At 62.2% G+C, this 24,372-nt stretch carries 19 protein-coding genes and 1 pseudogene; 14 read left to right on the top strand and 6 right to left on the bottom strand.

What is annotated here, in order from left to right; translation table 11 throughout:
* The 3 genes from AC52Q4_RS01405 to AC52Q4_RS01415 all read right to left on the bottom strand — a co-directional run.
* Window positions 1-119 (bottom strand): prepilin-type N-terminal cleavage/methylation domain-containing protein (locus tag AC52Q4_RS01405; RefSeq protein WP_495535031.1); only part of this gene is annotated, 119 nt, incomplete at its 3' end.
* 390 nt (window positions 120-509) lie between these two features.
* The gene (locus tag AC52Q4_RS01410) at window positions 510-1,847 is read right to left on the bottom strand and encodes a sigma-54-dependent transcriptional regulator (RefSeq protein ID WP_495535014.1); all 1,338 of its coding nucleotides are present in this window, start codon (window positions 1,845-1,847) and stop codon (window positions 510-512) included.
* 3 nt (window positions 1,848-1,850) lie between these two features.
* Window positions 1,851-3,509: a sensor histidine kinase gene (locus AC52Q4_RS01415; protein WP_495535015.1), complete on the bottom strand. Its 1,659-nt coding sequence runs from the start codon at window positions 3,507-3,509 to the stop codon at window positions 1,851-1,853.
* Between the two features lie 173 nt (window positions 3,510-3,682).
* Here AC52Q4_RS01415 and sucC point away from each other — a divergent pair, with 173 nt between their 5' ends.
* From sucC to AC52Q4_RS01435, 4 genes are all read left to right on the top strand, one after another.
* Window positions 3,683-4,852, top strand: coding sequence for an ADP-forming succinate--CoA ligase subunit beta (sucC, locus tag AC52Q4_RS01420; RefSeq protein ID WP_495535016.1), 1,170 nt, complete (start codon window positions 3,683-3,685; stop codon window positions 4,850-4,852).
* A gap of 31 nt (window positions 4,853-4,883) precedes the next feature.
* Window positions 4,884-5,756, top strand: a complete 873-nt coding sequence (gene sucD, locus AC52Q4_RS01425) for a succinate--CoA ligase subunit alpha (RefSeq protein ID WP_495535017.1) — start codon at window positions 4,884-4,886, stop codon at window positions 5,754-5,756.
* 34 nt (window positions 5,757-5,790) lie between these two features.
* Entirely contained in the window at window positions 5,791-7,425 is a 1,635-nt protein-coding gene (locus tag AC52Q4_RS01430) for an NAD+ synthase (RefSeq protein WP_495535018.1), read from the top strand.
* A 185-nt stretch (window positions 7,426-7,610) separates the two neighbouring features.
* Complete coding sequence (locus tag AC52Q4_RS01435) at window positions 7,611-7,949, top strand: P-II family nitrogen regulator (RefSeq protein ID WP_495535019.1); 339 nt, start codon at window positions 7,611-7,613, stop codon at window positions 7,947-7,949.
* Here the strand turns inward: AC52Q4_RS01435 and AC52Q4_RS01440 are convergent.
* Window positions 7,946-8,710 (bottom strand): outer membrane protein assembly factor BamD, encoded by a 765-nt coding sequence (locus AC52Q4_RS01440; RefSeq protein WP_495535020.1) that lies wholly within the window; start codon window positions 8,708-8,710, stop codon window positions 7,946-7,948. The genes AC52Q4_RS01435 and AC52Q4_RS01440 overlap by 4 nt on opposite strands.
* Window positions 8,711-8,783: 73 nt before the next feature.
* Here AC52Q4_RS01440 and rluD point away from each other — a divergent pair, with 73 nt between their 5' ends.
* The 3 genes from rluD (at window position 8,784) to clpB (ending at window position 13,362) form a co-directional block, all read left to right on the top strand.
* The gene (gene rluD, locus AC52Q4_RS01445) at window positions 8,784-9,731 is read left to right on the top strand and encodes a 23S rRNA pseudouridine(1911/1915/1917) synthase RluD (protein ID WP_495535021.1); all 948 of its coding nucleotides are present in this window, start codon (window positions 8,784-8,786) and stop codon (window positions 9,729-9,731) included.
* 50 nt (window positions 9,732-9,781) lie between these two features.
* Complete coding sequence (gene pgeF, locus AC52Q4_RS01450; RefSeq protein WP_495535022.1) at window positions 9,782-10,534, top strand: peptidoglycan editing factor PgeF; 753 nt, start codon at window positions 9,782-9,784, stop codon at window positions 10,532-10,534.
* A gap of 236 nt (window positions 10,535-10,770) precedes the next feature.
* The gene (clpB, locus tag AC52Q4_RS01455) at window positions 10,771-13,362 is read left to right on the top strand and encodes an ATP-dependent chaperone ClpB (protein ID WP_495535023.1); all 2,592 of its coding nucleotides are present in this window, start codon (window positions 10,771-10,773) and stop codon (window positions 13,360-13,362) included.
* 382 nt (window positions 13,363-13,744) lie between these two features.
* Here the strand turns inward: clpB and AC52Q4_RS01460 are convergent, their stop codons facing one another.
* Window positions 13,745-14,464: a formate/nitrite transporter family protein gene (locus AC52Q4_RS01460; RefSeq protein ID WP_495535024.1), complete on the bottom strand. Its 720-nt coding sequence runs from the start codon at window positions 14,462-14,464 to the stop codon at window positions 13,745-13,747.
* Here AC52Q4_RS01460 and AC52Q4_RS01465 point away from each other — a divergent pair.
* The 5 genes and pseudogenes from AC52Q4_RS01465 to AC52Q4_RS01485 all read left to right on the top strand — a co-directional run bounded on the left by AC52Q4_RS01465 (window position 14,457) and on the right by AC52Q4_RS01485 (window position 18,277).
* The gene (locus AC52Q4_RS01465) at window positions 14,457-14,687 is read left to right on the top strand and encodes a hypothetical protein (RefSeq protein ID WP_495535025.1); all 231 of its coding nucleotides are present in this window, start codon (window positions 14,457-14,459) and stop codon (window positions 14,685-14,687) included. The genes AC52Q4_RS01460 and AC52Q4_RS01465 overlap by 8 nt on opposite strands.
* 1,085 nt (window positions 14,688-15,772) lie before the next feature.
* Window positions 15,773-16,267 (top strand): DUF3015 family protein, encoded by a 495-nt coding sequence (locus tag AC52Q4_RS01470; protein ID WP_495535026.1) that lies wholly within the window; start codon window positions 15,773-15,775, stop codon window positions 16,265-16,267.
* A 39-nt stretch (window positions 16,268-16,306) separates the two neighbouring features.
* Complete coding sequence (locus AC52Q4_RS01475; protein ID WP_495535027.1) at window positions 16,307-17,314, top strand: Lnb N-terminal periplasmic domain-containing protein; 1,008 nt, start codon at window positions 16,307-16,309, stop codon at window positions 17,312-17,314.
* An 18-nt stretch (window positions 17,315-17,332) separates the two neighbouring features.
* A pseudogene (locus AC52Q4_RS01480) lies at window positions 17,333-17,548 on the top strand (DUF7842 domain-containing protein); the annotation flags it as partial.
* Window positions 17,531-18,277 carry a DUF7840 domain-containing protein gene (locus AC52Q4_RS01485; protein WP_495535032.1) on the top strand — a complete coding sequence of 249 codons (747 nt, stop codon included), beginning with the start codon at window positions 17,531-17,533 and terminating at the stop codon, window positions 18,275-18,277. The pseudogene AC52Q4_RS01480 and the gene AC52Q4_RS01485, both read left to right, overlap by 18 nt.
* A gap of 49 nt (window positions 18,278-18,326) precedes the next feature.
* Here the strand turns inward: AC52Q4_RS01485 and AC52Q4_RS01490 are convergent, their stop codons facing one another.
* Window positions 18,327-20,312: a monovalent cation:proton antiporter-2 (CPA2) family protein gene (locus AC52Q4_RS01490; RefSeq protein ID WP_495535028.1), complete on the bottom strand. Its 1,986-nt coding sequence runs from the start codon at window positions 20,310-20,312 to the stop codon at window positions 18,327-18,329.
* A gap of 201 nt (window positions 20,313-20,513) precedes the next feature.
* Here AC52Q4_RS01490 and AC52Q4_RS01495 point away from each other — a divergent pair, with 201 nt between their 5' ends.
* Window positions 20,514-21,617, top strand: coding sequence for a patatin-like phospholipase family protein (locus tag AC52Q4_RS01495; RefSeq protein ID WP_495535029.1), 1,104 nt, complete (start codon window positions 20,514-20,516; stop codon window positions 21,615-21,617).
* 2,094 nt (window positions 21,618-23,711) lie between these two features.
* On the top strand, window positions 23,712-24,368 hold the full coding sequence (gene trhA, locus AC52Q4_RS01500) for a PAQR family membrane homeostasis protein TrhA (RefSeq protein WP_495535030.1): 657 nt from the start codon (window positions 23,712-23,714) through the stop codon (window positions 24,366-24,368).
* Window positions 24,369-24,372: the final 4 nt, after the last annotated feature.

Raw genomic sequence — 24,372 nt, forward strand, 5'->3', positions numbered from 1 at the left:
ACCTGGGCGCGGATGGTGTAGTCCTGATAGGCCGGGATGGCGATGGCGGCCAGGATGCCGATGATCGCGACCACGATCATCAGCTCGATCAGCGTGAAGCCCTGCTGGACCTTCTGCATAGTTAAACTCCTAGTGTCTGCAAGATAAAAACCGATGTCAGCGAGCACAGTGCCCGGCGGGCTCGCCTCGTTCCGCTTCAGAAGTATTCGGCGCAGTTTCTGTGTGCACTGAATGAATGCAGATATCATGCCAATATTACAAAATGATGCTCGCACCCGCTCGGTGCAGTGAATAAAGGCACAAAAATAACGGCTTGCGCACGTTGCCTCGTAGTCAGGCAATCCCCATGACGCGCCGCATGCGTCCCATGATCGACCCAAAGCGTCACCTCAGCCTCACGGAGGTGACAATCTGCGTCAGTGAGCGCGTAATGATTTTCAATTGGCTATAGCGGTGCCGGCCATGACGGTCGCTTGGTTAGGGCATGCGGCGATTGGCTAGCCGCTGCGCTACTCGAGCCCGAGCTTTTTGAGCCGATAGCGCAGCGCGCGAAAGCTGATGCCGAGCAGTTGTGCCGCGGCGGTCTTGTTGTAGCGGGTCTTTTCCAGCGCCTTGACGATGACCTCGCGCTCCACCTCGTCAAGGTAGCTCTCGAGCTCGAAGTCATCCGTCGGCTCGGGGGTAACCGAGGCTTGGACCTCGCGGCCTCTCTCCGGCAATTGCAGATCCGCGGCGCTGATGAGGTCGTGCTCGCTGAGTGTGAGGGCTCGCTCCAGGATGTTTTCGAGCTCGCGGACATTCCCCGGGAAAGGGTAGGTCCGCAGCGCGGCAAGCGCCTCGCGCTCGAGCCGTGGCAACGGAACGCCTTCGCCGACCATCCGGCGCAGGGTATGCTCGACGAGCAACGGGATATCCTCCGCGCGCTCGCGCAGACTCGGCGCGCGGACCTCGATGACGTTGATGCGGTAGTAGAGGTCGCGCCGGAAGGCGCCGTCGGACACGAGCTGACCGAGATCCTTGTGTGTGGCGCTCAGGATGCGCACATCGATCGGCTCCTCCCGCAGGGTACCCACCGGGCGCACGGCTTTCTCCTGAATGGCGCGCAGCAGCTTGACCTGCATGTGTTGTGGCAGCTCGGCGACCTCGTCGAGAAACAGTGTGCCCCGGTCCGCGGCCTGGAACAGCCCTTCTTTATCCACCGAGGCGCCGGTGAAGCTGCCCTTTTTGTGGCCGAAGAACTCGCTTTCCATCAGCTCGGTCGGGATGGCTCCACAGTTGACCGGTACGAAGGGGCGATCGCGGCGCGGGCCTTTGTCGTGAATGAGCCGCGCGATGAGTTCCTTGCCGGTCCCGGACTCCCCGCAGATGTAGACGGGGGCCTGGCTGCGGGCGAGCTTGACGATCGTCGAGCGAATCTGCTGCATCGCGGGCGAATCGCCGAGCAGGATATTACGCGAGCGCCGGTCGACGGCCGGATATTCGCTCAGGCGCAGCGCATGCTCGACGAGCCGACGCAGCACGCGGAGGTCGACCGGCTTGGTCACGAAGTCGAACGCCCCGGCCTTGAGGGCTTCGGTGGCGGTCTCGACGCTGCCGTAGGCGGTGATTACCGCCACCGGCGTGTCCGGGTGGCGTTTTTGCATGAACCGCACCAGATCCAGTCCGTCGCCGTCCGGCAAGCGCATGTCGGTGAGACACAGGCTGAACGGCTCGGCTGCGAGCAGCTCGCGGGCGGTGCGCAGATCCGCTGCCGTGCGCACCTCGACGTCCATTTGCTCGAGCGTGAGCTGAGCCAGCTCGCGAATGTCCGGCTCATCGTCGATGATCAAAGCGAGTTGTCGCTGCATCGGTTAGGCTTCCTCCTTGCGCGGACCGGCGAAGGTGATGCGAAAGCAGGCGCCGGCGGCCACTTCCTCGTTGAGATGGATCCTTGCCTGGTTCGCCTCGCAGAGCTCGCGCGTGAGGTGAAGCCCCAGGCCGGTCCCGGTAGCCGAGCCGGTGGCGAACGGCTCGAAGAGGTGATCGCGAATCTCCGGGTTGACCCCCGGGCCATTATCGGCCACTTCGAGAAAGGGGTGGTCATTGGGATCCCGACCCATGCGCAGCACGATCCGGCGGGCCTCGCCCCCGCAACGCGTCTGCTCGGCGGCGTTGCGCCCCAGGTTATCAAGAACCTGACGCAGGTGGTCGAGATCAAAGAGCACCTCCACGGGCGGGCCTTCGATCTCGAGGGTTGCCTGTTGCAGCCCCGGGCCTTGCTGCTCACGCCACTCGGCGATGAACATCGGCAGCCACTCCCCCAGCAGCACGCGGCTGCGGGTGGGGGGGGCCCGCCGGGAGAGCTGCAGCACGTTCTCTACGGTTGTGTTCAGCCGCTTGCCCTGTTGATAAATGATCTCGACCAGGCGGCGATTGCCGGGCCGCGCGTCCTGGGTCTCGCTCAGAAGCTGCGCGGCGTTCATCATCGCGCCGAGGGGGTTGCGAATTTCGTGCGCGATGCTCGCGGCGAGACGCCCGAGAGAAGCGAGCTTGGCTTGCTGCACCTGGGCGCGCATTTGCGTGAGATTCTCGAGAAAAATCAGCACACCGGCGCGCCCCTGCGGCCCAAGCGGATGAAAGCGGGGCACGAACTCCTGGCCGCCGCGCTGAGTGGCAAGCGGCTCTATCGTGGAGGTCCACGTCTCGCGCCAGCTCCGATAGGCGGCGGCCAAGGCGGGCGAGATCTCATCCACCCGTGGCCGGCGCAAGGTATCCACCTCGCCGATCAGCTCCCGGGCGGTGCGATTGAGCAGGCGGACGTGGTCGGCGGAATCCAGTGCGACCACCCCGATCTCCAGGCGCTGGACGATCTGGTTATTGAGCACTTCGAGATCGGCGACGTCCAAGCCGCGCTGCGCGGCAAGCGCCTCGTTCTCGCGCGCGCGGCGGGCGAGCGCCGAGCCGGCGAACGCCGTGGCGAACGTGGCCAGGCCGAGCAACGCCACTTGCGTGTAACTCTCCCTTCCGGCTCGCCCGGCGAGTTCGGCGAGCGCCTGTTCGAATAGCAAAATAAGGGTCGCTATCGCGGCGTAGAAACTGCTCATCCGCGCGTTGGCAAGCAGGCTGCCGCCAGCGACCGCGATCACCATCAAAACGCCGAGACCCGCTTGCAGCCCGCCGCTCGCATGGATCAGCGCGCCGATCACCAAGATATCCAGCAGAATCTGGGTGTGCAGCTGCAGCGCAAAGCCTGCTCGCTGTCCATAGGCCGTGGCGAAGGCGGCCAGGCCCAGGATCAGGTAGACCAGACAGATGACGAGGAAGAGCTCCGGGTCGACGGTGGGAAACAGGTCATTGCCGCGCCCGGCCGCAAAAGCCACCAGCAAAATGGCTGCGATGACGATGCGATAGCCGCACAGTATGCGCAGCGGGCGCCAATCACTGCGCTCGCGCATCATCGCGGTGACGGCAATAGGGACTTGCTGCGCGTCATGCGCTCGACTCTGCACCGGCTCGCCACGGGTTTTCAAACGTGTTCTGGGTTACTGGATCTAATTAGCGCTATTGCAGAGCGATTTCTGCGAAGCGCTTCCGATTCTGCGTCTGTTGCTCCGGCGTAACCGCTCGTTTGGCGTGAGCCGCTTTTGCTTTGCGAGGCCTTTGGGTAGAGAATACCCGGGCTTGTCTTGGAGGAAGGGCGCAGATGAATCTCCACGAGTTCCAGGCGAAGCATCTCTTCTCCCGATTCGGCGTTCCGATCCCCCGCGGCTATGTCGCCCGTTCCGTTGCCGAGGCGCGCAAGGCCGCTGAGCAGCTCGGCGGCGAGCGCTGGATGGTAAAGGCGCAGATTCACGCGGGGGGCCGAGGCAAAGCCGGCGGGATCAAACTTGCCAGAAGTCTCGATGAATTGACCCGGATGACCGAGTCCATGCTCGGCACGAGGCTCGCCACAGCGCAGACGGCCGGGCGGGGCTTACCGGTCAACGCCGTGCTGATCGAGGAGGGGCTCGATATCGCGCGCGAGATCTACCTGAGCGCGCTGGTGGACCGCGTGAGCAAGCGCATCTTGTTCATGGGCTCGGCCGCCGGTGGCATGGACATCGAGGAGGTGGCCGCCAGCCACCCGGAGCAGATCCTGACGGTGCGCGTAAACCCCGTGGTCGGGTTGCAGCCCTATCAATGCCGTCAGCTGGCGTTCGGATTGGGGCTCAAAGGCAAGCAGGTCGGCGGGCTGGTGAAGACCATGCTGAGCCTCTACCGGTGCTTTACCGAGCGGGACCTGAGCCTGATCGAGATCAATCCGCTGGTCCTCACCGAACAAGACGAGCTGCTCGCCCTGGATGCCAAGATCAACGTCGACGATAACGCCGTGGCGATCGGCCGCCAGCCCGAGATCGCCGACATGCGGGATATCTCCCAGGAGGACGAGGCCGAGGTCCAGGCCGCGCAGCATGGGCTGAACTATATCACGCTGGACGGGGATATCGGCTGTATGGTCAATGGCGCGGGTCTCGCCATGGCGACCATGGACGTCATCAAGCTCTGCGGCGGCGAGCCTGCCAATTTCCTGGACGTGGGCGGCGGGACCAATACGGAACGGGTGAGCGAGGCGTTCAAGCTCATCTGCTCCAGCCCCAAGGTGAAGGCCATTCTGATCAACATCTTCGGCGGCATCGTGCGCTGCGACATGATCGCCGAAGGCATCATCAATGCGGTCAAGGAAGTGGGGGTCAGTGTTCCGGTGGTCGTGCGCCTGGAGGGCACCAATGTCGAGCGGGGCAAGGAGCTGCTCGCGGCGAGCGAGCTCGACATCATCGCCGCCAGCGATCTCACCGACGGCGCCCGGCAAGCGGTTGCCGCGGTGCGGCGGTGAACAGGCTAGCGCGAGGGGGCGGGGGCAACACATGAGCATTCTGGTCGACAAAAGCACCAAAGTCATTGTCCAGGGGTTCACCGGCCGCCAGGGGACCTTCCACGCCGAACAAAGCATCCGCTACGGAACGCAGGTCGTCGGTGGCGTGACCCCCGGCCGGGGCGGTGAACGCCACCTCGAGCGGCCGGTGTTCAATACGGTCAGGGAGGCGGTGGCGGGCGTTGACGCAAACGCCTCGATGATCTATGTGCCCGCGGTGTTTGCTGCGGATGCGATTTTGGAGGCCGCCGAGGGCGGTATCCAGGTGATCGTGTGCATCACTGAGGGTATCCCGGTGCAGGATATGCTCCGGGTGAAGGCTGCGCTGACCTATTATGAGGCCACGCTGATCGGGCCCAACTGTCCGGGAATCATCACGCCCGGTGAGTGCAAAATCGGCATCATGCCCGGGCAAATCCATAAGCCCGGTTCGATTGGCATCGTCTCGCGCTCGGGCACGTTGACCTATGAGGCGGTCAAGCAGATTACCGACGTGGGCTTGGGGCAGAGCACCTGCGTGGGCATCGGAGGCGATCCCGTGCAAGGCATGTCCTTTACCGAGGTGCTTGAGCGTTTCGAGCAGGACCGCCAGACCAAGGGGATCGTAATGGTGGGGGAGATCGGCGGCACGAGCGAGGAGGAGGCGGCTGAGTTCATCGAGTCCAACGTGCGCAAACCCGTGGTGGCGTATATCGCCGGCGTGACCGCTCCGGCGGGCAAGCGCATGGGGCATGCTGGCGCGATCATCAGCGGTGGCAAGGGCACCGCCCGCGAGAAGTTCACGGCACTCGACAAGGCGGGGGTTGCGACAGTGCGCTCACCGGCCGACATCGGCGCGACGATGAATGAGTTTTTCGTGGGGTGAGGTCGACCAGCACCAGCAATTGCCGATTGATGCCATGAACGATCGTCTTCGCATTGCCATGGCGCAGTTGAATCTGCTGGTCGGCGATGTCCAGGGTAACACGCGTGCCGTCATCGAAGCTGCGCATCGCGCCTACGATGAGCTCAAGGCCCAGGTAGTGATCTTTCCAGAGCTCGCCCTGACCGGCTATCCACCGGATGATCTGCTGCTGCGCAACGACTTCCTCGGCGAAATCAGCGAAGCGCTCGCGCGTTTGTGTCGGGAGGTGCCGGCGGAGCTCACCCTCATCGTCGGGGCGCCGGTGCGCAGCGGCAGCGGGCTGCTGAACGCCGCGCTCGTGATCGAGCAGGGGCGGATCGTGGCGAGTTACGGCAAGCATTACCTCCCCACCTATGGCGTGTTCGACGATACACGCTATTTCCAGGCCGGCAGCTCGCCGTGCGTGATCGAGGTCGGCGGTTGCCGCATCGGCGTGACCATCTGCGAGGACGCCTGGCACCCCGGTCCCGTGGCGTGGGCCGCTCAGTTAGGCGCCGAAGTCGTCGTCAACCTCAATGCTTCTCCGTTCGATCAATACAAGTGGGCCGCGCGCGAGGCGGTGATTCGTGAGCGCATCGGTGAATCCGATGTGGCGATGCTCTACTGCAATATGGCCGGGGGGCAGGATGAGGTCGTCTACGATGGCGCATCGTGCGCCTTTGACCGCCGCGGTGATCTGCGCGTGCGCGCCCCGCGTTTTCGCACCGCTCTCATCCCCGTGGATCTGATCCACCGGCGCGGAAGCTGGGAGGTCGTGGAGGGCTCGATCGAGGAAGACCCATCGGAGGAGGCGGTTCTCTATGAGGCCTTGGTTTGGGGCGTGCGTGATTACGTTGAAAAGAACAACTTCCCTGGCGTGATCATCGGACTCTCGGGCGGAATCGATTCGGCCCTCGTCACCTGCATCGCCGTGGACGCGGTGGGGGCCGAGCGCGTGAAAACGGTTATGATGCCGACGCGCTATACCTCCGAGATGAGCCGCGCCGACGCGGCGGCACTTGCCGGCAAGCTCGGCGTCGACTATCGGGTCATTGGCATCGAAGACATCTTCAATACCTTTCTGGAAGCGCTCCGGCCCGTTTTTAGCGGGGCGCCGGTCGATGTCACGGAGGAGAATCTTCAATCCCGCATTCGCGGCAGCCTGCTGATGGCGATCTCCAACAAGCAGGGAGGGCTGGTGCTGGCGACGGGTAATAAAAGCGAGTTGGCGGTAGGCTATGCCACGCTTTATGGCGATATGGTCGGCGGGTTTGCGCCACTGAAGGATATTTTCAAAACCGATGTGTATCATCTGGCGCGGTATCGCAACGAGCTTGGCGAGGTCATTCCGGCCACCACACTCGCGCGCCCACCGTCGGCGGAGCTGCGCCCCGGTCAGCTGGACTCCGACAGCCTGCCCGACTATACGGTGCTGGATACCATCTTGGCGGCCTACGTAGAAGAGGATCGGGCGGTGGAGGAAATCGTTGCCAACGGCTGTGCGCGTGCCGAGGTCGAGGAGGTGGTGCGACGGGTTCAGCGCAACGAATACAAGCGCCGTCAGGCGCCGCCGGGAGTCAAAGTCACCACTAAGGCATTCGGCCGCGACCGGCGCTACCCGATCACCTCCGGTTTTCTCAAGGGACGTTGACGCGACCGGCGATGGGTCGGGCCCGTAGACACGCGGCTTTGCCCGACGGCGGGACGTCGCGAAGGTGCAAGCCGCAGGCTGACGCTCGGCAAGGCCCGGCGTATGCTAAACGGGTCACGCTCGGGTCTTGCGCAACGGGGGGCGCTCGGTGAGGCAGACAATTTACAGCGGGGTACGAAAAGGCGATGAAGAAAGTCGAGGCTATCATAAAGCCGTTCAAGCTCGACGACGTCCGTGAAGCGCTCTCCGAAATCGGCATTACCGGCATGACGGTGACCGAGGTCAAGGGGTTTGGGCGCCAGAAAGGGCATACCGAGCTCTACCGCGGCGCCGAATACGTGGTCGATTTCCTGCCGAAGATGCGCCTTGAAGTCGTGGTGAGCGATGGACAGGTCGAGCGCTGCGTGGAGGCCATCAGCAGTGCTGCCCGAACCGGGCGGATTGGCGATGGCAAAATCTTCGTCACCGGTGTCGAGCGCGTGATCCGGATCCGTACCGGAGAGGAGGATGACCGGGCCGTCTAGCCACTCTCCTCGAGCGCTGGGTGGTCGGGATAGTTCAGCCGTATCACACGGCGTACGTCTTCTTTTAGCGCCGGGAGCTTTATGTGCTGGTATCCTTGTACCAGCACGTGCAGTGCCTCGGCAACGGCCGGGGTGTTCGAATAGCTCAGCACGACTCCGCGGGCCCGATTGATGGCCGCGACCCAAGCACCGCGACGGACATAGTAATCCATGATCTGAATCTCATGCTGGGCGAGCAGGTTTCGCAGCTCCCGCATGTGCTCCCGGGCGTTTTGCGCATAGCGGCTCTCGGGATGGGTCTCGAGTAGGGTGCGGAAGCTGTAGAAGGCTTGCCGCAAGGGTTCGGGGTCGCGTTCAGCGCGGTTCACGTTCAGCAGCGATTGCAGGAATCCTCGGCCTTGCTCCTGCTGGGCCACGCCCTTCATGTAAGCGGCATAGTCGACCTTCGCGTGGCGGGGGTTGAAGCGAATGAATCGATCGGCGGCGGCCACGGTGGATTCGGTATCATTCGCTTTGTAGTACGCATAGATGATGTCGAGCTGAGCTTGCTCCGAATAAGGGCCGAACGGGAATTGCGCCTGCATATCCTCTAAACGTTTCACGGCGGTCGTATAATCGCCGGCGTCGAGCAGTTCGCGCGCTTCACGGTAGAGCGTGGCGGCTTGCTGGTTTTGCTCGGGCGTGTCCGTGGTCGGCTGGCTGGCGCAACCGAGGAGTGCGAAAAGCGCGACGACAAGAAACGGTGAGAGCAGTTTGATCATACGTGGTGCTCGGCGTGATGACGACCTTCAGCGCATGTCATTGTAAGGAAAACCGCGAGGCGCGCCCAGCGCCATGAGCGAGCGGATCGAGCGCACGGCGATCATTCCTGCCGCGCAAGCCGGCGAGCGGCTTGACCGGGCGCTCGCTGTCGTATTCCCGCAGTACTCGCGTAGCCGCCTGCAGAGCTGGTTGAAATCCGGTGCGATCACGGTGGATGCCGTTGTGCCCCGCGCCAAGGACGCTGTCTGCGGCGGCGAGTGGGTGCGCCTGAGCGTTGTCGCGCACAGCGATGATTCGGTGGCCCCCGAGCCGATCGCGCTGCGCATCCTCTACCAGGACGATTCCTTGCTGGTGATCGACAAGCCGCCCGACCTCATTGTCCATCCCGGCGCCGGCCATGCGGGCGGCACGCTGCAAAATGCGCTGCTCCATCACGATCCAAAGCTCGCGGGGCTGCCGCGCGCCGGAATCGTTCACCGCTTGGACAGGGGAACGTCGGGGCTTCTGGTAGTGGCCCGCAATTGGACCTCGCACAAGCTGCTGGTGGAGCAGTTGCAGGCCCGCCGCGTGGGACGGGAGTATCTCGCGTTGGTCTGGGGCACCGTGACCAGCGGGGGGCGGGTCGCTGCCGCGATCGGACGGCATCGGCGGGATCGCACGCGCATGGCCGTACGCCCCGATGGCCGGGCGGCAGTGACGCACTACCGGGTCGCGGAGCGGTTCTCGGCTCATACGCTGCTACGGTGCAGCCTGGAGACGGGGCGCACGCACCAGATCCGGGTGCACATGGCGTGGTTGCGCCAACCGATCGTGGGCGATCCGGTCTACGGGGGCCGCCTTCGCGTGCCCAAGGGAGCGAGCGAGGAAGTGATCGCCGCGCTGAGCGGTTTTCGCCGCCAGGCGCTGCACGCCGCCGAGTTGCGGCTGGAGCATCCGGCGAGCGGTGAAACTCTGAGCTGGCAAAGCCCCTTGCCCGCTGACTACGCGCATTTGTTGAGCACTCTGCGCGGCAACGCCTGACACGACTTCCCGTCGCCTTATCCGCTCGCTCGAGTGCGAGGAGTGTATCCATGTCCGAAGCGGCGTCTTGGCTGATTCCCGACTGGCCCGCACCGACGGCCGTTCGGGCCGTGGTGACTACCCGCTGCAACGGGGTAAGCCGTGCGCCCTATGCCTCGCTCAACCTCGGGTGGCGCACGGGTGATCGTCTGGAGCACGTGGCCGAGAACCGCCGTCGCCTGCGTGCCGGGCTGAATCTGCCGGAGGAGCCGCGTTGGCTGCACCAGGTACACGGTGTGCGAGCGGTTGCAGCCGAAGTCGTGAGACGGGATGCCACTCGCGCGGACGCGGTATGGACAGCGCACGAGGGCATCGTCTGCGCCATCCAGACGGCTGACTGTCTGCCCGTTTTTATTTGCGATCGGCAGGCGCGCCGAGTGGCCTTGGTCCACGCCGGCTGGCGAGGCCTTGCCGCCGGGGTGATCGAGGCGGCGCACACCGCGCTCGGCGTACCGGGCGAGCGCTTGATGGCGTGGCTGGGCCCGGCCATCGGAGCGCAGGCCTTCGAGGTGGGTGACGAGGTGCGCCGCGCTTTTGTCGCCCGCGATCCTAACCACGCCGGCGCTTTCCGGATCGGGCGGCGCGATCGCTGGCTGGCCGATCTCTACTGGCTCGCGCGGTACCGCCTGCGCTGCTGTGGTATCGAGCACGTCTACGGTGGCGGCTTCTGCACGGCCACCGAGACCTGGCGCTTCTACTCCTATCGCCGGGACGAGCGGACCGGACGGATGGCCAGTCTGATCTGGCTCACCGCGCCGCGCTGAATCCGCTCGTGTCGTGACTTCCCGCAACGCCTCGCAAAACCCGCTTCGACGGTAAACACATTGCCGGGCCCATCGACGTGCGCCGAGCGCGAGGCGATGCGCGTGGCTCTATGAATGGAGTTCGATCGCAGGCCAATGCGCCCGCTCACGCTATGGCGTGGGCAGGCGTTGAAATGGCCGCAAGTTGCCCCATCATTGGGCTTATTAAGCGCAAGCTACTTTCGAGGTGCGGTTTCATGCGCATGGACAAACTGACCACCAAATTCCAGATGGCGATCGCCGATGCGCAATCCCTGGCGGTCGGGCGCGACCATCAGTTCATCGAGCCAGAGCACCTAATGAGCGCTTTGCTCGATCAGGATGGGGGCATCGTGCGCCAGCTCTTGCAGCGCTCGGGGGCCAATGTCAGCTATCTGCGCTCACAACTCGGCGAGGCGCTGGACCGCATTCCCACCGTCAAGGGCACCGGCGGTGAGGTGCACATGGCGCAAGAGTTGGCGCGGCTGCTCAATCTGACGGACAAGCTCGCGCAGCAACGCAAGGATCAATATATATCAAGCGAGTTGCTGGTGCTGGCAGCGCTCGAGGATGGCCGCAGCCGCCTCGGCGAGATCCTCACCCGGGCCGGGGCCTCGAAGGCCGCCTTGGAGAAGGCGATCGATGAGCTGCGCGGCGGCGAGCAGATCGCCGATCCGAATGCCGAGGAGCAGCGTCAGGCGCTCGAGAAATACACCATCGACCTGACCGAGCGCGCCGAGCAGGGCAAGCTCGACCCGGTGATCGGCCGCGATGAGGAGATTCGCCGTACGGTCCAGGTGCTGCAGCGGCGGACCAAGAACAATCCCGTTCTGATTGGCGAACCCGGGGTCGGCAAAACCGCGATCGTGGAAGGGCTCGCGCAGCGTATCGTCAACGCCGAGGTCCCGGAGGCGCTGAAGGGCAAACGCCTGCTCGTGCTCGATATGGGCGCCTTGGTGGCAGGCGCGAAATTTCGGGGTGATTTCGAAGAGCGCCTCAAGGCTATTTTGAGGGATTTGGCCAAGCAGGAGGGCCAGATCATTTTGTTCATCGACGAGATCCACAACATCGTGGGTGCCGGTCGGGCGGAGGGCTCGATGGACGCCGGCAATATGCTCAAGCCGGCGCTCGCCCGGGGTGAGTTGCACTGCATCGGCGCCACGACCCTCGACGAGTTTCGCCAATATATCGAAAAGGATGCTGCCCTAGAGCGGCGTTTCCAGAAAATCACCGTGGAGGAGCCGAATATCGAGGATACCGTGGCCATCCTGCGCGGTTTGAAGGAGCGCTATGAGGTCCACCATGGGGTCGAGATCACGGACCCGGCGATCGTGGCGGCGGCGATGCTCTCGCAACGCTACATTACCGAGCGCAAGCTGCCCGACAAGGCCATCGACTTGATCGATGAGGCGGCGAGCCGTATCCGCATCGAGATCGATTCCAAGCCCGAGGAGATGGACCGCCTGGAGCGGCGCTTGATCCAGCTCAAGATCGAGCGCGAGGCGCTGGCCAAGGAGAGTGACGACGCCTCCAAGAAGCGTCTGCAGACGGTGGAGCGTGAGATCGAGGAAGTGGATCGGCAATATCAGGATCTCGAGCGGATATGGAGCTCGGAGAAGGCCGCCGTGGAAGGCACGCATACGATCAAGGAGTCGTTGGAGCAGGCCCGCAAGGAGCTGGAGACGGCGCGCCGCGCGAGCGATCTCACACGCATGTCCGAGCTGCAGTACGGGCGTATTCCGGAACTCGAGCATCGCCTCGAGATGGCCTCGCAAGCCGAGATGCAGGAGATGCGTTTGCTGCGCAACAAGGTCACTGAGGAAGAAATCGCCGAAGTGGTCTCGAAATGGACCGGCATTCCGGTGAGCAAGATGCTCGAGGGCGAGCGCGAGAAGCTCCTGCATATGGAGCAGGCCTTACAGGCGCGAGTCGTGGGCCAGGAGGAAGCGGTCCGGGCAGTAGCCAATGCGATCCGACGCTCTCGGGCGGGATTGGCCGATCCCAAGCGACCGAACGGCTCTTTCCTGTTTCTCGGGCCGACGGGTGTCGGCAAAACGGAGCTATGCAAGTCGTTGGCGGCCTTTCTCTTCGACACCGAGGAGGCCATGGTCCGAATCGATATGTCCGAATTCATGGAGAAGCACGCGGTGGCCCGGCTCATCGGGGCGCCGCCCGGCTATGTCGGCTATGAGCAAGGCGGCTATCTGACCGAAGCAATTAGACGCCGCCCGTATTCCGTCATACTTCTCGACGAGGTGGAGAAGGCGCATGCGGACGTATTCAATATACTGCTGCAGGTGCTCGATGACGGCCGTTTGACCGACAGCCACGGGCGCACCGCGGACTTTCGCAACGCGATCATCGTCATGACGTCCAATTTGGGCTCTCAGATCATCCAAGAAATGGGCGGCGAGGAGAATTACCAGGCAATGAGGACGGCGGTTATGGAGACGGTCGCGCAACAGTTTCGCCCCGAGTTCATCAACCGCATTGACGATGTGGTGGTGTTCCACCCGCTCGGGCGTGAACAAATCCATAAGATCGCCGAGATTCAGATCGACTTTCTCAGCCGCCGCCTGCGTGATCGCGATATGGCCATCGAACTCACTGAGGAGGCCCTCGATGTATTTGCACAGGCGGGCTTCGATCCCGTCTACGGCGCCCGTCCACTCAAGCGTGTCATCCAGCAGCGTCTGGAGAATCCGCTGGCTCAGGCGATACTGGAGGGCCGGTTCGGCGCCGGAGATGTCATCAAGGTGGATGTCCGAGACGGAGCACTCGTCTTCGAGCGCGAGTTAGCCGTTGCTTGATAATGCAAAGTTGCCCGCGGCTGCTGTTGCCGGGGCGAGCGATGACGGAAGAAGCTTTGCGCTTGCCCATGCCGTACGGGAAGAAGGAAAGGGCGCTAGAGTCGAAACGACCGAAAAGCGAAACGACATCCTTGTCGTTTCGCTTCTCCCCGATGCTGTTGGTCCTGAGCTTGTTGCACCGATCTCAGTAGGATGCCGAGAGCCAATATCGTGGGCTCTCTAATCGCCACCTTTGGCAATCTGGTCAATAAAAGAGCGCTTGTTAACGCTTGTCGCTTTTTAAGGCGACTTTCAACCAGAAGGTCAATCAATGCCTTGCTGTGATTCTCTCACGAGCACCTCAGCTAACAGACCAAGCACCCACACTCAGGGTCTTCGCTATTTACGGATTCAGCGAATGGGTGTAGTACCACAGGGTGCCGTTGAAGACCATCGCGCCGAGTATGTTGCCGATGGTAACCGGGATCTGATTCCACACCCACCAGTCGTAGAGGCTCACATCGGCGCCGGAGAGGATACCGGTCGGGATGAGCCACATGTTCACGACGGTGTGCTCGAAGCCGAGCGCGAAGAACGCCCCGATCGGTATCCACATCAGAAGCGCCCGGCCCACGGTGCTGCGCGTGGCCTTGGACATGACCGATCCCAGGCTGACCAGCCAGTTGCAGAGCACGCCCATGCCGATGGCGGCGCACCAGCCGATGATGCCGAACTGGCTATAGGCGACCTTATGCTCGGCGATGCCGGCGATGGTGACGAGCGTCGCGTTCGGTGCGACCGAGCCTCCTTGGGTATAGGAGAACCAAAGCAGCCAAGCAAAAAAGATGCCCCCGAGGAGATTCCCCACCAGAGTCCAAAACCAGTTGCGGAGCATCTGAAACGGCGTGACGGTTCCGGCGTACATGCCCATGGGCATTACCGCGAAGCTGCCGGTCGCCATCTCCAGACCAAGGAAGTTCAGCGTGACGTAGCCCACCGGGAATACGAGCCCAGCCGCGCCGAGCGGCACGCCGGCGGCGACCATGGCGAACGTCACGGAGGCGCCGTAGGCCAGAAAGGGCGTGCACAAAAAACCGCGAACGAGCAGATGCACGGTGGCCATTTTGGCTTTCTTCCCGGCATCCGCCGCGATCGCGGCCCCCATCTCCGCCGGCGGCACCGTTTCTATCACCCCGAATTCGGTCGGCTTCGCCGGTACGGAGCTAGCGGCGCTGGCGCTGGGATTTCCCGCTATCGGATTGCCCGACGGGTTCGTGACCGAGGCGTTGTCCCCGGCCGTTGGCTTCCCCTCCCGCCTGGATTTTCTGGAATCGCTCATGTCGTAAGCCTCCTCAATCGCAAACTAAATGCTGTGCTGTACAATTAACTGCCCTTTTTACCTTACGCTTTATGCCACGTTATTGGCCCGTTCCAGGGCCTTGCAATGCCGGTGGCGATGCCGGATCGACTCCCGTGATTAAAGTCTGCTTAATACTACATCTCTCACCAGCAATAAAAGTTACATTACTAGCCAACGAATAAAAGTCTTGCAACCGAAATAGGGTCTCCGCTACATCCACGTCGACGCTGATTTCCCGTGCGCCGCCGTTCATGCAATCTCCCGTGGTTCGGTGGCGGGCGCGTTGCGCTCGTTATGCCCGGCGGGCGCTTGCGATGCGGCGTTGGAGGGAACGAGCCTAGGGAGCGCAGCGGGCTGCACCTGCCTCGACGAGCGCTTTCGCAGGCTGAAACAGCGAGCGGCACGGTTGCCGCTCGGGAAGGGTCGGCATGCGCCGAATTGCATCTCCTCGGTGCGGGGGCACCCCGGCCCTGCAGCTTGAGGCCCCGACCTTGGTGCGGCCTGTTTTCCCACGGGCGAAATCGCAACCTGACGCACGTGAATGAGACGGGATTTGGCCAACATACTCGCTTTTCGTAACGCGACATTAGCGTGTCGCCTTACCCTGAGCCCAAATGAATGAAAAGGGGCTTGGATGCCGAAATTCTTAAACAGCGCCGCATACCACCGTACTAAATACGCGCAACACTATTTCAATATAGTGCCCTCATGAGCGTCCAGTCTAGTCACCATAACCGCATTATTTGCCATAGTCTGACTAAGAGTAGCATTCCTTCCGCTATACGCAATCCGTATCGTGGAGCCATGCCGATTAGAAGTATTTAATAGTTATGTTAATTCGGATTCGAATTTAAGGGATGCTAAAAGCTGTATTTATAATTCCTATTTAAGCCGCGGCGAGGTGACCGGCTGCCTTTCGGCTCGGCGGTTGCAGCTCGCTCGCGCCTGCTGGCGCGCGCGTTCAAAGGATTGACCGCATGGATGGGCTCGCGTATTGATAGGCGCCGTGGACATGAGATGCGTGTTGGGGGATTAAGGTCCACTCTCCCGAGTACCGCATGGAGGAAGAGCATGCGTAAGCAACTATTGACTGCGGCGGCGCTGCTGGCGATGTCGGTGGTGGGTACCGCCCTCGCCGATGACGATATCGGCTGTGGTGCCGGTACGATACTATGGAAAGGTCAGAGCGGTGTTGCGCCGAAAGTGTTGGCGGCCACCACCAACGGTATCCTGGGTAACCAGACCTTCGGCATCAGCTCGGGTACGCTGGGTTGTCAGCAGGGCGGGACGATTACCGCCTCGGCGCGAGTATCCATGTTTGCCGGCCATAATCTCGACGAGCTTGCCGCGGACATGGCGGCGGGTCACGGCGAGACCCTCGACGTGCTGGCGAGCCTCTACGGCATCCGCTCCGAGCGAGACAAGGCGGCGTTTCGTACACTGAGCCAAGCGCACTTCGTGCAGCTCTTCCCGGGGGATGACGTCACAGCCGGGCAGGTCTTGGCCAAGCTCGAGTCGTTGATGGCCAGCGACGGCCGCTTGTCGGATTATGTTCCCAAAGCCTGATTTTCTGTTCTTTCGGTCTAGATCGAACGCCGTGCCTTGATGGCGGCGGGAGATGAACGCCGAGGCCCCATCAGTGGCGGCCTCGGCGTTCTTTTTGGATTGCTGGCTCTCATCACGCCCTCATCCGGGGGTGCGGCGGCACTCGCGGGAGCGGCGGAGGCCTATCTGGCGGAGCTGCAGGCGCGCGCCGAGACGCTGCGTCTCGCCGAGAGCCGTCACTGGCACCGCCTGCTGCACTATCAAGCCGGCTGGCTGGGAGGCGCAGGATCCAGCACGGTTGTCTCGCCCTGGTTTTTCGCGGCGGTGCGCGGAGGTCATGATCCAAGCGCGGAGCTGCGGGCGACCCTGCGCGCGTTTTTCGAGGCCTCCGCGCGCTCGCCGCGAGAGGAACCGGCGCAATGCCTTTGGCCGGCGCGCTACGCTTGGTTGGACAGTCGGCTGCACTTCGATTCGCATCGGTTGCCGCGCCAGGATTGCCCCGAGCTGAGCCAATGGTTGCAGGCGTTGAATGTCGCCTCGGTGGCCGTCGTATTCCCGACCGCCTATCTCAACAGCCCCGCTTCGATGTTCGGTCATACGTTGCTGCGGCTCGACGCGCACGATCAGGGGCGGGGCCAACGGCTGCTTGCCTATGCCGTGAACTACGCCGCCAATACCGACGAGCGCAACGGCGTGGTGTTCGCCGTCAAGGGAATTTTCGGTGGATATGCCGGACGTTACGGGCTCAATCCCTATTACGATAAGGTCAAGCAGTACGCGCGGATCGAAAATCGGGATCTGTGGTCGTACCGCCTCGATCTCGACGCCGCGGAGATCGAACGCCTTCTGCTGCATCTTTGGGAGCTCAAGGGCGCTGCCCAGCCTTATCTTTTCTTCAGCCGCAACTGCTCATATGAGCTGCTGGTGATGCTCGAGGTGGCGCGCCCGGAGTTGAGGCTTGCCGAGCGTTTCGATTTCTATGCCATACCGGCCGACACGCTACGCGCCCTGACGGTGCAGCCGGATCTGGTCACGACGGTGAGCTACCGGCCTTCTCGTCGCACTTAAGCGGTCCACGAATATCGCCAGCTCTCAGAGCCCGCGCAGCGTGTCGCGCGTGAGGTCGCCAGCGGACAGCTCGGGCCGCGGGCGCCGGCGGTGGCGAAGCTTGCACCGTCGGCGCAGGCTCAAGCCCTGGAGGTGGCTTACGCCCTGGAGCAATATCATTTCGTCGCCGGCGAGCTGCCCCGTGCGCAAGCCGTCAAGCGCGCCCGGCGCATCCTGATGGCCCGCTCCCGGCTGCCGGTCAGGCGCGCGGTGTTCTCAGCGCCGCCACGCCCGGCCGTGGCCCCGGACAAGGGTCATGGCACGGCTCGAATTGCACTGGGCACAGAGGTGGAGCAAGGCCGCGAGGATGTTTCCCTGCGCCTGCGCCCTGCCTATCATGACCTTCTCGATCCGCCCGGCGGTTACCAAGCCGGTGCGCAGATCAATTTTCTCGACGTCGGCTTGGCTTACCGGCCGGGCCAGGGCGTGCGCTTACGCGACGCGCAGCTCATCGATATCGTCTCTATCAGCCCCCGCAGCGAACTGTTCTCGCCCATTTCCTGGCAGGTTGCCACGGGCGTTCGCCGGGCGCCCACGGCACCGCTTTTCGGCTCGCAGCCGGGAGGTCTCGGCTATTACCTCCAAGGCGGGCCGGGCCTGGCTTACGGGCGGCAGAGCAGCGTCCTCGGCTATGGATTCCTGCTCGGCAGCCTGGATGCCAATCCCGGCCTCGACAACACCTTCCGCCCCGGAATCGGCGCCAGCCTGGGCGTGCTCTCCTATCCGCGGGCGCATTGGTCGCTGCAGGCCGAGCTCGGCGGCTTGGGCTATGCCGCGGTAGCCAATCAGCACTACGTTTGGGCTCGACTCGGCCTGCAGTGGCAGTTGGCGCGTCATCACGGCGTGCGTCTGCAGCTCTCTCAGGAGGCCACCGAGCGGCGCGCCTGGAATCGCTTCAGCTTGAGCTACCGTTTTTATTACTGAATCGCCGCCGGCGCTTGCTGTGCCTTGCACGCACTGACACCCTCGCCGCTCAGGGATTTCCCGTCAGCAATAAATTCTCGGCCTTCTCCAGATTTTCCGGCGTTCCGTACAGAACCAGCACATCGGTGGCGAGCAACTGTGTCTTGGACTCGGGCTGCAGGCCGCGGATGCCGCTGCGTCGGATCGTGGTGATGGTTACGTCGATCTCCTCCAGACCGGTTTCGGCGATGCGCTTGCCGATGGCATAGCTGCCTTCGGGCAAGGTCAGCGCGTGCAGCTGTTCGCGGATTTGCCCCGTGCTCTCCAGGTCGGGACCCTGCTCGCCGTGAAAGTAGGCGCGCAGCAGGCGATAGCGATCCGCGCGCACCTCGCGGACATAGCGAAACACCCGCGACAGGGGAATCTCGAGAAGAGCGAGCGTGTGGGAGGCGAGCATCAGGCTCGCCTCCAGGATCTCCGGTACGATGGCCGTGGCACCGGCTTGCTCGAGATCCTCGAGTCGGGAATCGTCCCGGGTCCGGACCAATACCGGAAGTTGCGGCGTGCGTTCGCGAACATGCTGCAGCACTTTGAGCGCGGCGCCGGGACTGTCCAAGCTGAGGACCATCATCCGTGCTTTTTCGAGCCCGGCGGCTTGCAGGATGGCAAGGTGCGTTGCGTCTCCGAAGTTGACCCGCTCGCCGGCGACCTGGGCCTGACGGATCCGAGCCGGATCGAGGTCGAGTGCGAGGTAAACGATGCCTTCGCGCTCCAGGAACCGAGCCACGTTTTGACCCGTGCGACCGTAGCCGCAGACGATGACATGATCGTGGAGTTCCTGAGCGCTTCGCGCGATCGCCTCGGCGGTGGCGTTGTCGCGGCGCGCCCCGCCAACGGCGGCGATACGCTGACCGATGAGCGCGTTGTGCCGCACCAGCACCGGAGTGATGACCATGCTCAGGATGATCGTGGCCAGCACAAGCTGGCTGACATCGGGCAGGATCAGGCCGCTCGCCAGCGCGAGCGAGAGCACGGCGAACCCGAACTCCCCACCACCGGCGAGGATCGTGCCGGTTTGCACCGCCGTCCGGCTGTCCTCACCGCTGAGGCGGACCAGAACGTAGATCAGCGCCGCCTTGAACAGCAGCAGGGCCGCCAGCAAAATCAACACCCAATACCAGCTATCGAGCAGCACCCGCGGGTCCAGCAGCATCCCGACGGTAATGAAGAACAACCCCAGCAGCACGTCACGGAAGGGGCGGATATCGGCCTCGATCTGATGGCGATACTCCGTCTCGCTCAGCATGATTCCCGCGAGAAACGCCCCCAGTGCCAGCGACAGCCCTGCCAGCTGGGTCGTCCAGGCGGCGAGCAGGGCAACCAGCAGCACAGCCAGCGTGAAAAGCTCGTTGGACCGGGCGGCGGCGACCTCGTGAAACAAGGGACGCAAGGCCCTGCGGCCCAGCCAGATAATCAGCAGGAACACGCCGGCGCCTTTGATTAGGGCCAGTATCATCGCCTGCGCCAGCGGAACATTGCCGTGCGATTCATTGGCGAGAATCGGTATGAGGATGAGCAACGGTACGACGGCAAGATCCTGAAACAGCAGTACACCGAGCGCCTTGCGCCCGTGACGGGACTGAAGCTCGGCCTGTTCGGTCAGCTGTTTGATCACGATTGCCGTCGACGACAGCGCCAGCGCGCCGCCGATCACGATTGCTCCCGACCAGGACACCCCCAGATACCAAGCGACCGCGGCCGCGGCGACGCTGGTCACCAGCACTTGAGCGTTACCCAGGCCGAAGACTGTCCAGCGCATGGTGCGCAGCTGGGACAGGGAGAACTCCAGTCCGATGGTAAAGAGGAGGAAGACCACACCGAACTCGGCCAGCAGGGGAATGTTCAGGTCCTCGGAGACCAGTCCGCTGGCGGAGGGGCCGAGTGCGACCCCGACGAACAGATAGCCGATCACCGAAGGAAGGTCCAGGCGGTGGAAGACAGTGACCGCGACGACCGAGGCTGTGAGAAGGATCAGAACGTCGTTCAGAATCTCCACGGTGTACTGTCGTTCCTGTAAGTTAGGAGAGGTTGAGATCCTCGTGTAGCCTTTGCACTCGGCCTGCGGACTTGCAAAGTCGAGCCAAGCAGCGCGGCCGGGCCGCTTGATCTGGTATCGGTTGTTCGGCCGTGATTGCATCCTGGGCCAAAACGTGGGCGGATCGCCAAGCCGATTGGCCCGCTATCGGCTTTTGTACTCGTGCAGGGTAGATCGTGCACACGGGTGATTCGACGATTCTATCAGTCGAGCACGCAAACGACCGGCACACGGGTGGGCGATGCGGCGGACCGGAGCTTGCGATGGATCCTCGAGTTGATCGGCTGGCCGGGGCAGCCCACGCGCGCGGTGCAAGCGCTGTCAGTAAAGGATCGAGTCATGGGGCGATATCGCATCCTGGCGTTGGACGGTGGTGGCGTTCGCGGGGTGATTACGGCCGTGATACTGGAGCGTTTGCTCAGTATCGCTCCGGACCTCATCGATGCCGCCGATCTGCTGGCCGGCACCTCGAGCGGCGGTATCCTGACGCTGGGTTTGGCGGCGGGGCTTTCGCCGACGCGGCTGCGCGGGCTCTACGAGCGCAGGGGAGACGATATTTTCCATCACAGCCGCCGCGTCTTCGACGGCAAGGCGGGTCAGGCGCCCAATGCGGGTTACGACAACGTGGCGCTGTGCCGCGAGCTAAAGGACAGCCTGGGAGAATCGATCCGGCTCGGTGATCTGCAAAAACACGTGCTCGTGCCGAGCTTCGACCTCGACAATGAAGCGCCCGATCGCGCCGCGCGGTGCTGGGTCCCGAAACTTTTCCATAATCTCCCGGGTTCGCCCGACATGGACCGGCTGATCTATCGTGTGGCGCTCTACACGAGCGCCGCCCCGACGTATTTTCCCTCGGTGGACGGTTTCATAGACGGCGGGGTCTACGCTAATAATCCGAGCATGGTTGCGATCGCGCAGGCGATGCACTCCGGCGGTGGCAAGCGCCGCCCGATGCTGCAAGAGCTTCGCGTGTTGTCGCTCGGCAATGGGACCGTGGGGCGCTATATCCCGGGCGCACGGCACGATTGGGGGATGTTTCACTGGCTCGGCGCCGGGTTATTGGATCTTATCAATGACGCAAGCGTGGCCATTACCGATTTTCAGTGCCGCGAGCTTTTGCAGGAGCGGTATCTGCGTTTCGCTCCGTTATTGTCGACCGGCCGGCCCGTCATGCTCGATGAGAGCGCCAGAGTACCCGGGCTGGTGGACTACGCCGAACGCCTGGATCTCTCGGAACTCGCCCCCTGGCTGGCAGAGAATTGGTGAGCTTAGGAGTCAAGCGGTCGTCAGCGAATGCGATGCACACCGCCGTTGCCGCGTTGAGCGGAGGTATGCCATATGCGGGTTCAGATAACGATCCGATTCGGCGACAGTTTAAAAGTGGTTTCCGGCGAGTTTTTGTTGGCCTCGGCGGGCGTGTGATCACCGAGAGAATGAATGTGGCCGCTCTTCGCTGCACTCAAGTGCCCACCAATAGCTTGCCTCCCTGACAGCGTCAATCAGCTTGCGGAGAACCCCACGGCCAACCAATAATGCATAACGTGACGAATCTATGCCGTCGTCAGGGGCGCAACACTTTGAAAACTCTGATCAATTATCATCTCGTCATTCCGGCGAAAGCCGGATAAATCCGTAGGAACGGATTTGAACAGCTTCAGCTAGCCCGGAGGGCGCAAACCAGGGCGGGTTTGCGTAATCCAGTAAATTCTAGAGCCTGGACATCGGCCCCCGGATCGGCGTCCGGGGCAGGCTTCGCCGGTGTGACGAATAAATCAGATGCTCCCTTTATGCCCCTCATTCTGCCGCTCGCGCGCCAAATAATACATGAAAAGTGCCAGATATTAGGCAGCGCGTAGTCGAGCCGTAGTCCGGCCAGACGGTCGCAGAGTCGATTCTGCGGCGCAAAATGATACCTTTAGAGTTCCGTTATCCGGGAGTGGAAGTTGAAATCGCTGAATACGCCACCTATCGAGTGGCTTGGCGGGAGAAATTGGCTTCCGTAAAGCCGCTGTCGTTTCCCCGCCCGATAAGCCTCAATTAGCTTTTTTTAACCACACATAGTTAGATAACTGTTTAGGCTGCTTAGTTTACCCAGTTTTTGATGTCCAGGTCAGCCTTCTGCTTGCTGATACCATAGAATTTCTGGAACCTCCCGGCCAGCTCCCGTTCGTATCCCTTGCTGCAATCCTCATTGTCACTAGTGAGCATCCCCCACTGCTGCTGAACCTATCCCATGAAGATGTGCCAGTTGCCTGAGGTCTGATTTCTGTGCGTTCTAGTCTCTTCTACATTAATATTCAAGTACATTTTTGGCCTCCGCCATATTCGCTCGATTCGAGCTGAAAAAATGTTATATTGTACTCTTACAATAGAGAACAGTACAGGTCAATATAGACCTGTTCTGATAACAATACGGTGCGTATTTCCTGTCTTGACCTTAGTCCGGCGGGGCGGCTTATATAACGCCGATTTCACTGGAAAAAAAATTGCCCGATAGCCGTGCTGTAGGTCCTACGCGGCTCTGCCGGAGCCCTTGACCCCGCATTAACCGTTACGCGCTAACTCCATCGTATTATTCAGCCGTGCTCTTGAGCCTGTCCACAACCTCCCGCCCGGCATTCGTGAGCAACCGTTCCACCATCGACCGCTGAGTGACGCCATGGTGTTTGGCCAAGCGCTCGAGTTGCTGCCGACACGCCCCAAGTATGGGGTAACAGGAATGGTGCAGGATGCGTGCGTGAGGGGCTACCGCCAGCCGCGTCTTCGCTCAAAATTGCCGAAGGAATCGAGCAACCAGTTCATCGCCGCCGACGGACATCGTGCCCGGGCGCGTAAAGATGGGCGAGCCTCCCCCCCGGAACGGCAATCCCCTACCGGTTGCGTAGCTTTCCATACCGCGTGAGTAGGCCTGGTGGCGTATCCCTGGGATACTGGCCGGTAGAGCAGCATCTCGCGCGCCCAGATCCCTTCGCTCTACCCCCGTTTATAGCGCATCCTGCACGCCCCGAACCGCGCGTAACAGCTCGCCCGAACTTTCCGACGATGAGAACATGGGAAGATTCCGTATTGCGCGCGTGCTATAGCATCGTGCGTGGGGCTTCTCTGGCAACAGCAAAACGATTCAATGGGGGCGTGATGCGATTTCTTTTCCAGTTGCTTACACTGTTGTCGAGCCTTGCCTTCGCTGAATCCCTAACCGGGGTCGCCGCTATTATAAAAGGCGACACACTGGAGATCCGCAGCGAGCGTATTCGCCGGAACGGCATCGATACCCCTGAGAGTGCCCGGCTCTGCCGCAAACTGGAGTTGCCTGACAGAGGTCCAATGATCTTGTGCTCTTAGGCGGTAGGTTGGAATGTCGTGAGCATAGCGTTTGCGTTACCCCAGCGTGAGCAGTCGCGAGGGGAAGAACTCGCGAACAGCATCAGCCACGGCATAGGACTGGTCGCAGCCCTCAGCGCTACCCCGTTGCTTTTCCTGCATGCAGTACGGCGCGGGGATATGGGGTTTATCGTCGGCACGAGTCTCTTCGCCGCGACCATGGTGCTGCTTTATCTTGCTTCCACCCTCTATCACGCCCTCCCGATAGGCAAGGCCAAGCGTGTGTTTCGGGTCATCGAGCACTCGGCAATCTTTTTTCTCATCGCCGGTACATACTCGCCGTTCACACTGGGCGTGCTTCGTGGCGCGTGGGGCTGGACGCTCCTTGGGCTCGTTTGGGGACTTGCCGTAGCCGGGGCGGCGCTGAAGGCGTTTGATAGAATGTCCCATCCTGTCGTCTCCTCCGGTTTTTATCTGCTCATGGGGTGGTTAATTCTGATCGCCGTCAATCCATTGTATGCCCGTGTACAAGCCTCCGGCCTGCTCTGGCTTTTTGCGGGAGGCGTGGCTTACACGGCAGGGGTGGCTTTCTTCGCGGCTGATGCGCGCCTGCGGTACGGCCACTTCATCTGGCATCTGTTTGTAATGGCAGGTACCGCATGCCATTACTTCGCAGTGCTCTGGTATGCGGCCTAACAAG

It is taken from the genome of Nitrococcus sp. (assembly GCF_059432795.1).